This window comes from Pseudomonas sp. FW300-N2A2 (assembly GCF_017351735.1).
In the GTDB taxonomy this organism is placed as follows: domain Bacteria; phylum Pseudomonadota; class Gammaproteobacteria; order Pseudomonadales; family Pseudomonadaceae; genus Aquipseudomonas; species Aquipseudomonas migulae.
Genome location: NZ_JACNDU010000038.1, coordinates 25069 through 37302, shown reverse-complemented (window position 1 = coordinate 37302; position 12234 = coordinate 25069). Strand labels below are relative to the sequence as shown.

The window sequence follows — 12234 nt, the reverse complement described above, 5'->3', positions numbered from 1 at the left end:
TGTAAAAGCGAAACCAATAGCGGCCGTTACCGCAGAAACGGATATACCCCCAAGCAAAGTGATCAGCACCACACTCACTCAGGCAACCCAGCCATCCTCAGCCCCTGCGCAAAACGAGCAAGATCCTCTGGCCGCTGAATAGGCAGCCATTCTTTCAAATTGGAAACACGCAATGCAGGATCCAGCTCGCGCAAGCGCTGCATCGCCTGTTTCGCATTATCCATTTGTCCCCTCAGCGCATGACTGGCCGCCAGCAGCGCGACCGGAGGCAGCAGGGTGGGCAGGTTGCGCAATGCCTTATCCGCCCAGTCCGTCGCACAGTCATAGCGCCCAGCAACGAAGTGCGCGAGCGCCATACCCACCTGCATCCTGAACATCTCCGGGTCCAGCGGGCTCAAGCGCACGGCATGGGTCAAAAACTCGATGGCGGCGTCTGTTTCACCGCGCAGTGCACGCAAAATACCGCCCAAAAACCAGGCGGGAGCGAGGTTCGGATTGAGCAGGCGCGCCCTGTCGAGCAGGGCAATGCCGCCATCGACATCACCAGTGAGATGGGCCAGCGCATGCCCGCTTCGCGTCAACGCCACCGCATCGTCCCGACCGAGCGCCATGGCCAGGCGCGCCAGCCGCGCACCTTCGGCGATCTCTTGAGGTCGATCGGTCATCCAGCCATTCAACTTGCGCCAGAAATGACACCACGCCGCCATGCCATAGGCCGACGCAAACTCCGGGTCGAGTTCGATGGCCTTGTAGAACATCACCAGCGCCTCCTCGATGGCTTCCCGTGTGCCGTTGTGCAGTTTCGCCATTCCCCGCAGGTAATAGTCGTAGGCACAAAGGCTTTCCGTCGGCTTGCGCTTGGCCCGTTCGATTTCCGCCCGTTCGAGCTGCGGCGCGATGGCACCGACGACGCTTTCAGTGATTTGATCCTGCAACTCGAAGATATCGTCGAGCGTGCCTTCGAAGCGCTCCGCCCAGAGATGGGTTCCGGTCGTTGCATCAATCAGTTGCCCGGTGATGCGCACCCTGTCACCGGACCTGCGCACGCTGCCTTCCAGCACGTAACGCACGCCAAGCTCCTGGCTGACACCCTTGACGTCCACGGAGCGGCCTTTGTACGTGAAGCTGGAATTGCGCGCGATCACGAACAGCCAACGGATTCGCGACAGGGCGGCGATGATGTCCTCAACCACGCCGTCGGCGAAATAATCCTGCTCCGGGTCGCCGCTCAGGTTCTGGAAGGGCAGGACAGTGATCGAGGGTTTGTCCGGTAACACGAGGGGTTCATTCCGGTCGGCGGGCATGCCTGCGTCGATACCGTGTCCGTCAGGTTGCCGGGCCTCGGCGGTCTCGCCTGCCTCGACCAGGCCAATGAAGCGGTAACCCTTGCGCGGCACCGTGCGAACCAGGCGCTGTTCCTCACCGGTATCGCCGATGGCCTTGCGTACCGCATTGATGTGGCTGGTGATCGTCGATTCCGAAACCACCCGGCCGCTCCACACTGCCCTGAGCAAGTCATCCTTGCTGACGACGCGATCGCGCTGGCTGACGAGCTGCAGCAGTAAATCGAAGACCTGTGGCCCGATGGGCACGACTTGCCCGCGCAAGGTGAGTTCCCGACGCTCTTGATCGAGCACGTAGTCTTCAAACACGAATGGCAAGGTGAATATCCCCTGGTCGAGCGGGTAATGAGTACGAGCAGTCGATAATACGGCAGCGCGTAACCGGCTGCACCGCCGAGTCAGGATGACATTCAAACGGCGGTTTTTTTGGACGAAAAAACAAGCATGAGCGAAGGTGAATCCAAGGCCTGCGCAAGGACTTCACTTACGCACGGGGGCACTCTTTGCTCACACCGACAGCAATGGTTGCCGTCGTGAAGCGGAGAGAACCCATGAAGATCGTCGTCATTGGAGGCACTGGCCTCATCGGATCGAAACTTGTGAACAACCTCCGCGAGCGCGGCCATGACGTGCTCGCAGCCGCCCCCAGTACGGGCATAAACAGCATCACCCGCGAAGGCCTGGCCGAAGCGATGGATGGCGCTGATATCGTCGTCGACGTGGCGAACGCGCCGTCGTGGGAAGACCAGGCTGTCCTCGACTTCTTTGAAACTTCGAGCCGCAACCTGCTGGCGGCTGAAGCGGCCGCCGGCGTTCGTCATCACGTGGCCCTGTCAATCGTCGGTAGCGAACGGCTTCCCGAGAATGGCTATTTCCGGGCCAAGGTCGCCCAGGAAAACCTGATCAAGGCGTCCAGCATTCCTTACACCATCCTGCGGGCTACGCAGTTCTTCGAATTTGTCGGCGGTATCGCGCAATCGGCCGCCGTCGGTGAGGAGATTTGCCTTTCGCCCGCGCTGATCCAGCCACTGGCGTCCGACGACGTAGTGGCGGCGCTGACGGAGGTCACGCTGCAAACACCGGTCAACGGCACGCTCGAAGTCGCGGGGCCCGAGGCCATGCCGCTGGACGAACTGGTCAGGCGCTTTCTGCGGGCAACCGGGGACTCCCGCAAAGTCGTTCCGGACGTGCACGCACGCTACTTCGGCGCGGTGCTCGACGATCAATCGCTGACCCCCGGCAAGCACCCGCGCCTGGGCGCGATTCGTTTCGAGGACTGGCTCGCCCGGTCCTGACGCCGGGATTCGCCCTCATCAAACAGACGCATAAGGAGATTTGCCATGTTCACCCGATATCTTCTGGCCGCTGCTTTCGCAGCGCTCTCGATCACCGCGTCGGCCGACGACAAGCCCGCGGGCAAGGTGACGGTCGTGTTCGACCGGCCCATTCCCAATATCCCCGGCAAGAGCATGAAGGGCGTGGTTGTCGAGTATGGGCCGGGCGCCGCATCGCCGGCCCACACCCATCCGAAAACGGCCTTCATTTATGCGACGGTCCTGGAAGGCTCGTTTCGCATAAAAGTCAAAGGCGAGCCGGAAAAGATCTACAACGTCGGCGAAAACTTCGTAGAGGAGCCTGGCTCCGTGCACGAAGTCAGCGCCAACGCCAGCGATACCCAACCTGCGCGTTTGCTGGCGGTGTTCGTCCTCGATTCCGGGGAAAAGGAGCTCGTCACGCCCATCGGCAAGTGACTTCACACACGCGCTGATCGACGCGCGATAGCCGGGCGGCAGGCCACTGCCGCCCTTTGGCTGCTGTAGGTTTATTGGCATTGAACAGGTAATGAGAACAATGAACTCGCTCCAGGACAAGGCCGCCATAGCCGCCGGCGCAAACGCTGAAATCCCTGTCGCCGCGCCGCGTCGCAGCAAGAAAAAAACCATCGGCCGATTGCTGTGCGTCGCCGCCGTTCTGGTCCTGGCTACCGGAGGGGCCGTGGCTGTTTTCAGCGGCACGACCTCCACCGATAATGCTTATGTGCGCGGCGACGTGACCTCGCTCGCCGCCAAAGTGGCCGGGTACATCACGTCGGTAGAGGTCGAGGATAACCAGACCGTCCGGGCGGGTGATGTCCTGTTTCGCATTGATGACCGAGACTACCGCGCACGGTTGGCGCAAGCCGTGGCGAATGTCAGTGCGGCCCAGGCTCGCCTGAGCCATGTCGATGCCCAGACCCAGCTTCAACGGGCCCTGATCCGCCAAGCCGAAGCCCAGAGGCGTTCAGCTTCCGCCGAGATGAATCTGGCGACCAAGACCCATGATCGCAACCGCAAACTGATCGTCAGCAACGCGGTCAGCCACGCCCTGGTCGATGAAACCGCCGCTGCACGGTCCAGAGCCGAGGCGACGGTATCGGCCGCCTCGGCATCGGTCGAGGCGCAACAGCAACACATCGCCGTGTTGGTCACCGAGCGCGAAGCAGCCGTTGCGGCGGTGAATCAGGCGCAGGCGGCGCGGGATCTCGCCCAGATCGATTTCGACAGCACCGTGGTTCGCGCGCCTGTCGATGGCGTTATCGGTAATCGCCAGGTTCGCGTGGGCCGGTATGTGACGACGGGCGTGTCGTTGCTCGATATCGTGCCGGTCCATGATGTGTGGGTCGTGGCGAACTTCAAGGAAACCCAACTCGAGCATATTCGCCCCGGTCAACGGGTGCGCATCACAGTTGACGGCTATCCGAACGAGGCACTTGAAGGCGTGGTCGACAGCTTTGCACCGGGCAGTGGTTCGGCATTCAGCTTGCTGCCCACGGATAACGCGACCGGCAACTTTGTTCGTGTCGTCCAGCGAGTGCCGGTGAAAATCCTGTTGGCCCACAACCCGTTGCCGGGCCGCATCGTGCCGGGCCTGTCTGCGCGGGTCGAGGTTGCGCAAGGAAGTGGCTCATGAGCCCGGTGGCCACCGCCACGCCGGGCAATGCCAGCGTGACGAACGGCCTCCTGCTCATGGCGGGCATCCTGCTTGCCGCGCTGACGGAAGCGCTTGCCGGCACCGTCCTGTCGCTTGGCCGCAGCGACATCATCGGCGATACCTATGCAACGCCCGATGAGTTCGCCTGGCTGGATATTGGCTACACCGCGTTCAAGCTGATCGGATTCATGATCGCTCCTTGGTTGGTGAGCCGTTTCGGTCCGCGTCAGGTCCTCATCAGCGCCACTTTGGTCATGGGCCTGGCGTGCGCCGTTGCCGCCATGACGGCTCGGCTGGATCTGCTGGTAGCGCTTCGAGTTATCCAGGGCTTCGCCGGCGGCACGCTGCTGGTCGGTGGGCAGGTGATCATCTTTCGCGCCTGGCCGCGATCACATCAACCCATCCTTCAGGCGCTGTTCGCCATGGGCGCGGTTGTCGCGCCCGCCACCCTCGCGCCGGCCCTTCAAGGATGGTTGATCGATAGCCAGTCCTGGGCCTGGATTTTTTTCAGCGTTGTTCCGCTCGCCCTGGCGGCCAGTGGACTTTTGCTGACTGCCGACGCCCCGATGCCGACCAAGACACGGCATCGTCCGTTTGACGCGGTCGGCTTCTGCCTGATCTGCGTCACCTTGTTGTGTTTTACCTATGTGCTCAGCCAGGGCAGCCGATGGGACTGGTTCGAGGAACCGCGCATCCTGTGGCTGACCGTGATGGGGGCAGCCGCGCTGCTGGCTTTTCTAGGCCAGCAACTGTTGACCCAAGGCCAGGGTGTGCTCGATTTCACCCTGTTCAAATCGAGCGATTTTACCTTCGCCTTTATCGTCAGTTTTGTCGCCGGTGCGGCCTTGTTCGGCAGTGCGTTCCTGATTCCGGCGTTTGCACTGTCAGTCCTCGCGTTCACACCCACCGATGCCGGCCAGCTGCTGTTGCCCAGTAGCGCCTTTTTTATCGGGGCGTTGCTGATTTCGGCCTGGCTCATGCAAGCCCGCCGCGTTCCGCCGTTCGCCACCGTGCCCTTCGGCATCCTGATGATCATGGTTGCGATGTGGATGCTGTCCGGTTCCACCCGTGAAAGCGGCGCCGACGACATGATGGCGGCCATCCTGTTGCGCGGGTTGGGTCTTGGTTTTCTGTTTCTGTCGATCACCCTGATCGCGTTCAGTGACCTCAGCAGGCGCAACCTTGCCAGCGGCATAGGGCTTTTCAATACGGGGCGCCAGTTGGGTGGCCTGATGGGCGTCGCAGGGCTTCAGACGCTGATCGAGCATAACGTTGTCGCCAACTCGGTGGTCCTTGGCGCCAGCGCCACTCCGGGCGGGGGCGCGGTCATCGAACGGCTGACCACCACGACAGCGATGTTGTCGGCCGAAGGAATGGATGCAGTGGCTGCGGGTAGGGCGGCGATGAGCCTTCTGGGTCGTACCGTTACAGGTCAGTCCACTGTGATTGCCTTCGACAGCGCATTTGTTGCAGTGACGCTGCTTTTCGCAGTCGCCGCGCCCATGCTGGTCGGCATCAAAATCGGGTTGGGGCTATACGCGAAGCGGCGTGCTGCGGTGTCATCTCAATGAAGGCCCCTCATTTGTTTGACGCAAGAAAAAGCCCGGCTGATTAGGCCGGGCTTCTCGTTGAGTACCGCGATAGAGCCATTCATTCATACAGCGCGGCTTTCGATCAGACGGTCAGAGCCACCTTCGGCAACGCGGTTTTCGATCAGACGGTCGGAACCACCTTCAGCGACGCGGTTTTCGATCAGACGGTCAGAGCCACCTTCGGCAACGCGGTTTTCGATCAGACGGTCGGAGCCACCTTCGGCAACGCGGTTTTCGATCAGGCGGTCGGAGCCACCTTCGGCGACGCGGTTTTCGATCAAACGATCCGAACCACCCTCAGCCACACGGCTTTCAATCAGACGATCCGAGCCGCCTTCAGCGACAACCGGGTGAGTCGAAGTAGCGGCGAAAGCGTTAACTGCAAAAACCGAGAAAGCGATGCTGAGGAAGAGTTGGCGTTTCATGGTGGTGTGCTCCGGGGTGTAGTTGTTTGGTATGGAGGCGATGTTACGCCGCACAATTTTTAAGAGAACTTCATTGAATTAATGGTGACCATTGACGAAACCAATACATGGAAGAAGGTCCATGTTGTCCCAGTGATGGCATCTGGCTACGCGTTGCTTGATTGGATCCACAGTGGCACCCTCAGCGCCCGTTGCACCAAGGAGCCAGGTGATCAAGGAATGAGTGGATACGTACCCAACCCCCCGAAAAACTTCCGATACGACGAAGCCAAACCCGTCGACATCCACGCCAGACGCTGGGCCGAGTACGAGAAATACGGCAAGGCACCGGCGGCAGCGAAGGAGAAAGTCCGCGTCGCATTGCGCATTGGCGTGTTCTTCGACGGGACGCTGAACAATGCGAGCAACTCGGCTTCAGGATTGCTGTGTGGCGCCCATCATCCGATTTTGCCTGCGGATGTAGATGCGAGCTGCAAGCCGTATATGGCGGATCCGGAGGGGAGTTATGGGAATGATGTGAGTAATGTTTTCAAACTATACGAGCTCTACCCGACATCGGAAGTCGCCGGAAACGATGCGTCGTCCAAACTCGTACAGCGCAGCCTCTACGTTGATGGGATCGGCACCGATGCGGCCGCCGAAGACAGCTTGGGGGCCGCGGCGACCGGGCGAGGAGATGCAGGCGTAGCAGGGAAGGTACAAAAAGCGTTTGTCGCCATGAAAGCACTGATCAAGGAAGCGATTGATCGTAATCCTGGCGGCGAGATTACATCGCTCACATTCGACACCTTTGGGTTTAGTCGAGGCGCCGCCGCTGCCCGACATTTCGCCAACGAAATCGTACGTTGCAAACTGGGACCTTTAGGTGAAGTTCTTCGCAGCAACCCCAAGGGTTTCAGCTCCAGTTTCGATGCCCAGTACAACAGCGAGATCATCATGGGCTTCATTGGCCTGTTTGATACCGTGCCCTCGGTCGCAGGGGTCACAAACTTAGGTAACATTCAAAGTCCCGTGGCGCCGGGGATCAAGCTTTACCTTGACCGCAAGTACTTTGCCGATGTCATTCAATTGACTGCACGGGACGAGCGTCGGGCCAACTTTGCGCTAAGCACAGTCATTCCTGCGCACACCGAAATACCCGTTCCCGGCGTGCATTCGGATGTCGGTGGGGGGTACCGGGAAGAAGTGGAAGAGTGCGTGTTGGTCAGCCCCATGCAGGCCCTTACGATGCAACAGGGAACCGATATTCAAACCACTTCGATTTATCGTGATGCTCAGCAGCAGAAAGCGAGTTGGATAGCCAATGGCTGGCCAGAAGCAATGCTGGAAATCGTGACTCCGAAACCGACCCCACTTCCGAGAGAAGATCAGGCATCGGGGGGCAAACAGGTGCGCGCGTATGCAGGGTTGCAGCTCAAGCGCCCGGTCAGTGGCAAGCTGTCGGTGGTGTATCTGCACCTGATGCATAAATTGGCGAGGGAGAAGGGCGTGCAGTTTGGTGTGATCGACGAAAACGATCCCGCTAACAGCTTGCCTTCTGAACTACAGCCTTTTTGCGACAGGGTTCTTTCCGGAAACTACGAGCCAACGGCTGAAGAAGAAAAAATATTGAAGCTCAAATACGTTCACATGTCTGCCAACTGGAGTAATCCTGTAGGCGCGAGTCGGGAGCGGGGTGTGACCATTCGCTATACCAACGCGCCGACTGAAAGTGGAGTACGTGTGCGCCATCCTCATGTGCCGGACTCTAGCTGGAGAGTGTTTTGATGCGTGCTTTGGTTTTATTACTTGGCCTGTGGTTGGTGGCTGGGTGTCAGGCGTCAGACACTCTTCAAAAAAGCGAGCTCACCAGAAAATGGTGGAGTCTTAGCTTCAACCAGCCGAATTACATGAAGGTTTGGGTCGAAGACAGTCAGGTCGAAGACATCAACGGCAAATTGTTGCGCCGAACAGGTGGCGGAACGGCGGCGGGAAACGAGCCGGAAGACGGTATGGAGTCCGCTCGGGGTTGGGGGCAAATTACCGGAGGAATTCGGGAAGTCGTAGGGGCCGATTTGCCAAAGCGTATCTATGTTCGCTGGCAGTCTGTGGTGGAGTCAAAAACCTACCGAGTCTGGATCGATATACCTGAAGAAGCTCGGCAAATCATGCGGGCGACAGTGAACGAGCCTTGCCCGACGACACCAGATGAACCTGCCGGTACGATTGCGTTGGTCTACGTCGGCCTGGCACCAGGAGGGATCGCACAGGTTTGGGTCTCGGACAAATGCATGAAGGCCGTAAAAGTTGCACGCGCCCAGGCCGAGGTTGAACCTCTGGGGCCGCATCTTGGAAAATCCGGCGGCAATTACTATCCCCAGTCCGAGGCGTCCAAACGCTATGTCGAAAAATACGGCATCCCGTACGGCAGTTGGTAACCCCCCACACAAACAAAAACGGGCGCCTATCAAGGCGCCCGTTTTCATTTCGGCATAACGCATTCAAGCCTCACTAATCTGACTGACACTCGTCACCTGCCCATTCCAGACCATCTCGTAATGCGCCGCCTGAATCACCGATAAAACCGGTTTTGGCGTCATCAGCGCCCAGCAATCACTGCCGTGCATTCGCACCGAGTGGTAACGAAGCCCAGGGCAACCCGCCTCTTTGACTGACTTCCCTAAACGACGGGAGTGCGTGTAATCGTCCGGATCGTAAACAGGGTCCGTCATCGAAAGGGAGGTCGCATCTTTCATCCCGGCCTCCACAAAAGAGCAGGACAACCCGCGGAAAACAAACCGCTCGTAGTTGAGGCTCGGGACATTCGACCAATACAGGCTCTGATGATGCTTCACTTCTGCCAGTGCCGTTTCCAGGGTATCCGCCAGATACAACACCCCAAAACTGCCATCGCTGAACCGCGAGCCCGCCGGGTTTACGTGGGTAAAGGGGGCCGTCGCATAAGAGCAGCCCGGAATGCCGAACGGGATTTCACTGCGGCGAATCAGCTCAAGGCGACCCACTTCATTTTTAAGTCTCGGGTTGGTGAGTTCCTGGATCTGATACAGCACTTCAAACGCGTCCGCGTCCGCCACGTCATCAAACAAGGCCACCGGGGGGAACTTGGAATTGACCAGTCGATAGGCCTGCAATGGCTCGCCGGCAAGTGCTGCCAGTTCGCTCAGCCTCACCATTGCGCGCCCCGCAGCACGTCGATGCGCCGGAAGGTCTCATACAAGGAAATCATATCGCCCTGAGCCATGATCTCGAGCGGGGAGCGGCCGTTGAAGAATTCGTTGTCGTTGGCCATCGACGGGAAGCCGTAGACGTTTTCCGGGTTGTCGAACACCAGGCGCAGCGCCGCGTGGATGTTGAGCACGAAACTGATGCGCTGCATCTGGTCCGCGTCCAGCGCCACGGCCCAGTCGGGATCGCGTTGGCGGGCGCGGGTGTAGGTGCTGCGGGAGATGCGCAGGATTCGGCAGGCCTGATCGCTGGAGGCGCGCCATTTATCGAGAATGCCGACAGCGGCGCGCAGGCCGGTTACGCACTGGCTTTTGGTGAAGGCTTGCTGCTGGAGGGCAACGGCCATGTTCATGATCTCAAATTGAATCTATAGATTCAAAATTAGGTAAAAAGCATCTGTAGAGCAAGTTCGTTGCGACCAGTGGTGGCTGCTATCGTAATAAGCCTTCCGGTCGCACGAATTCAGAGGAGGCGCACCATGGACTCTTTTACCGGCGGTTGCCTGTGCGGCAACGTGCGAATTGTGGCATCCGGGCGACCATACCGGGTCGGCCTCTGTCACTGTCTCGATTGCCGCAAGCATCATGGCGCGCTGTTTCACGCCTCCGCGATATTCCCCGAGCGTGCGGTGACGATCACCGGCGAAACCCGCGACTATGCCGGGCGTTTTTTTTGTCCGCGCTGTGGCTCCTCGGTTTTCGCCCGCACCGACGACGAAGTCGAAGTGAACCTGGGATCGCTGGATGCCCCGGACCAACTGACGCCCACCTATGAAAGCTGGATCATTCGCCGCGAGCAGTGGTTGCCGCCGTTTCCATTGACCCGCCGATACAAGCACGACCGCGAAGGCACGGGACGTTTTGAAGGGTAGCCCCCAAACCTGTAGGAGCCGGCTTGCTGCGGGCGGCGTTCCGACGATTGCGGCCTGTCAGTCAACAACGCCGTCGTCTGACCCACCGCCATCGCCAGCAAGCTGGCTCCTACAGGGGCTGTGTTCTACCAGCGGCATCAGCGTTGTGAATGCAATCGACCAGGCACCCCGGAACCTGTAGGAGCTGGCTTGCCAGCGATGAGGCCCACGAAATCAACGCAATGTTCAAGGCCCAATCGCCAGCAAGCTGGCTCCTACAGGGGTTGTGTTCTTCCAGCGGCCTCAACGTTGTGAATGCAATCGACCAGACACCCCGGAACCTGTAGGAGCTGGCTTGCCAGCGATGAGGCCCATGAAATCAGCGCAATACTCAAGGCCCAATCGCCAGCAGGCTGGCTCCTACAGGGGTTGAGTTCTACCAGCGGCATCAGCATTGCGAATGCCACCGACCAGGCACCCCGGAACCTGTAGGAGCTGGCTTGCCAGCGATGAGGCCCACGAAATCAACGCAATATTCAAGGCCCAATCGCCAGCAAGCCGGCTCCTACAGGGGGTGTGTTCTACCAGCGGCATCAGCGTTGTGAATGCCACCGACCAGACACCCCGAAACCTGTGGGAGCTGGCTTGCCAGCGATGAGGCCCACGCAATCAACGCAATGTTCAAGGCCCAATCGCCAGCAAGCCGGCTCCTACAGGGGTTGTGTTCTACCAGCGGCCTCAACGTTGTGAATGCCACCGACCAGACACCCCGGAACCTGTAGGAGCTGGCTTGCCAGCGATGAGGCCCTCGCAATCAACGCAATATTCAAGGCCCAATCGCCAGCAAGCTGGCTCCTACAGGATCGGCGGTGTCACGAAACCAGTGATTGCAGCTTTTTCATGATCCCGACGCTCGGATCTGTGTTTTTGGCTGAGCTGGATTTTTCGCTGTCAGATCCGTCCGTCACGATACCCGCGAGGATTTCAGCCAGGTTGTGGAAATGCCCGGTCTTCTTCTCGGCAGGGTCCAGGCTCGAGCTCTGATTCAGCGCCGCTTCCAGCGACAAATGCTGGGACAGCCACTCAGGCTTGGCTTTTTCTTCGGGGCTCATGTTGTCCATGAAATCCAGGGCGGCGCGGGCCCGGCCGTAAGGGTCGTTGATAAACGGGTCTTTCCAGTTTTTTTGCTGGTCCGCCGGGCCACTGTAGTAACCGGTGGCGAGGCGCGCCTGTTGGCGCATCAAGGCTTGTGCCGAGGCTTGTTCCTCTGCGGTGAAGGTCCCGCCCTGATTGGTGGCGACGGCGTTCAGCGAACGTCGATCCAGATCGCCCATCAGTGCATTCCGGTCTTCATCGCTGCTGGTGTACGGTTTGCCGCTGGCTTTCATCAGCGCGTATTTTTCATCCATGCGCTTGCGGGCATCGGTGGCCACTTCGGCAAACGTCTTGTCCTTGGAACTGGAGACCGCGCCAGGCTTGGAGGCACCGAGGACAAGGGCGTCAGCGTTCATTCCCGAACGCACCGGGAAGAACGGCGCGTTGCCGGCGATCGAATTGCTGTAGGCGGTGGAGGTGCTGGACAGGCTCACCGAATCGTCGTTCGGTGTCTTGGCCGGATCATCCTGAGCCACGCGTTGCTGTTGCGCAGCCGCCGCAGCCTTCGCCTCGGCGGCAGAGGTGTAGGCCGACATCGCCGCATTCGTTGAAGTCGAAGTTGAAGCAGTGATCATTGTTCTTCCTTGACGAGAGAGGCTCGCAAATGGCCGCGTTGGATCGCTTTGTATCGGACAAGATACGCAGTATTTGTGAACCTATCACTCATGCATGCG

Annotated in this window: 12 protein-coding genes; 7 read left to right on the top strand and 5 right to left on the bottom strand. The window is 59.4% G+C overall.

Annotation, left to right across the window (positions count from 1 at the left end):
- Positions 1–74 precede the first annotated feature (74 nt).
- A complete protein-coding gene (locus J4E42_RS27035) occupies positions 75–1661 on the bottom strand; it encodes a winged helix-turn-helix domain-containing protein (protein WP_207286581.1) in 1587 nt (528 codons plus the stop codon).
- 233 nt (positions 1662–1894) lie between these two features.
- On the opposite strand from J4E42_RS27035, the gene J4E42_RS27030 reads away from it, so the two are divergent.
- The 4 genes from J4E42_RS27030 to J4E42_RS27015 all read left to right on the top strand — a co-directional run bounded on the left by J4E42_RS27030 (position 1895) and on the right by J4E42_RS27015 (position 5884).
- Entirely contained in the window at positions 1895–2638 is a 744-nt protein-coding gene (locus tag J4E42_RS27030) for an SDR family oxidoreductase (RefSeq protein WP_207286580.1), read from the top strand.
- A 45-nt stretch (positions 2639–2683) separates the two neighbouring features.
- Positions 2684–3094, top strand: a complete 411-nt coding sequence (locus tag J4E42_RS27025; RefSeq protein ID WP_207286579.1) for a cupin domain-containing protein — start codon at positions 2684–2686, stop codon at positions 3092–3094.
- Positions 3095–3194: 100 nt separating this feature from the next.
- Positions 3195–4292 (top strand): HlyD family secretion protein, encoded by a 1098-nt coding sequence (locus J4E42_RS27020; protein ID WP_207286578.1) that lies wholly within the window; start codon positions 3195–3197, stop codon positions 4290–4292.
- On the top strand, positions 4289–5884 hold the full coding sequence (locus J4E42_RS27015; protein WP_207286577.1) for a DHA2 family efflux MFS transporter permease subunit: 1596 nt from the start codon (positions 4289–4291) through the stop codon (positions 5882–5884). The genes J4E42_RS27020 and J4E42_RS27015 overlap by 4 nt, the downstream gene beginning before the upstream one ends.
- An 83-nt stretch (positions 5885–5967) precedes the next feature.
- Here J4E42_RS27015 and J4E42_RS27010 read toward each other — a convergent pair whose 3' ends face one another.
- Positions 5968–6330, bottom strand: coding sequence for a hypothetical protein (locus tag J4E42_RS27010; RefSeq protein WP_207286576.1), 363 nt, complete (start codon positions 6328–6330; stop codon positions 5968–5970).
- 219 nt (positions 6331–6549) lie between these two features.
- Between J4E42_RS27010 and J4E42_RS27005 the strand changes: the two genes are divergently transcribed.
- Positions 6550–8097 carry a DUF2235 domain-containing protein gene (locus tag J4E42_RS27005; RefSeq protein WP_207286582.1) on the top strand — a complete coding sequence of 516 codons (1548 nt, stop codon included), beginning with the start codon at positions 6550–6552 and terminating at the stop codon, positions 8095–8097.
- Entirely contained in the window at positions 8097–8747 is a 651-nt protein-coding gene (locus J4E42_RS27000; protein WP_008037853.1) for a DUF2931 family protein, read from the top strand. Before J4E42_RS27005 ends, J4E42_RS27000 begins: the two co-directional genes overlap by 1 nt.
- 63 nt (positions 8748–8810) lie before the next feature.
- Here the strand turns inward: J4E42_RS27000 and J4E42_RS26995 are convergent, their stop codons facing one another.
- On the bottom strand, positions 8811–9503 hold the full coding sequence (locus J4E42_RS26995; RefSeq protein WP_207286575.1) for an RES family NAD+ phosphorylase: 693 nt from the start codon (positions 9501–9503) through the stop codon (positions 8811–8813).
- Positions 9497–9901, bottom strand: a complete 405-nt coding sequence (locus J4E42_RS26990) for an antitoxin Xre-like helix-turn-helix domain-containing protein (protein ID WP_008037849.1) — start codon at positions 9899–9901, stop codon at positions 9497–9499. Before J4E42_RS26990 ends, J4E42_RS26995 begins: the two co-directional genes overlap by 7 nt.
- Positions 9902–10033: 132 nt before the next feature.
- Between J4E42_RS26990 and J4E42_RS26985 the strand changes: the two genes are divergently transcribed.
- Positions 10034–10426, top strand: coding sequence for a GFA family protein (locus J4E42_RS26985; RefSeq protein WP_008024674.1), 393 nt, complete (start codon positions 10034–10036; stop codon positions 10424–10426).
- Between the two features lie 851 nt (positions 10427–11277).
- Here the strand turns inward: J4E42_RS26985 and J4E42_RS26980 are convergent.
- Entirely contained in the window at positions 11278–12135 is an 858-nt protein-coding gene (locus tag J4E42_RS26980) for a hypothetical protein (protein WP_207286574.1), read from the bottom strand.
- Between the last annotated feature and the right edge of the window lie 99 nt (positions 12136–12234).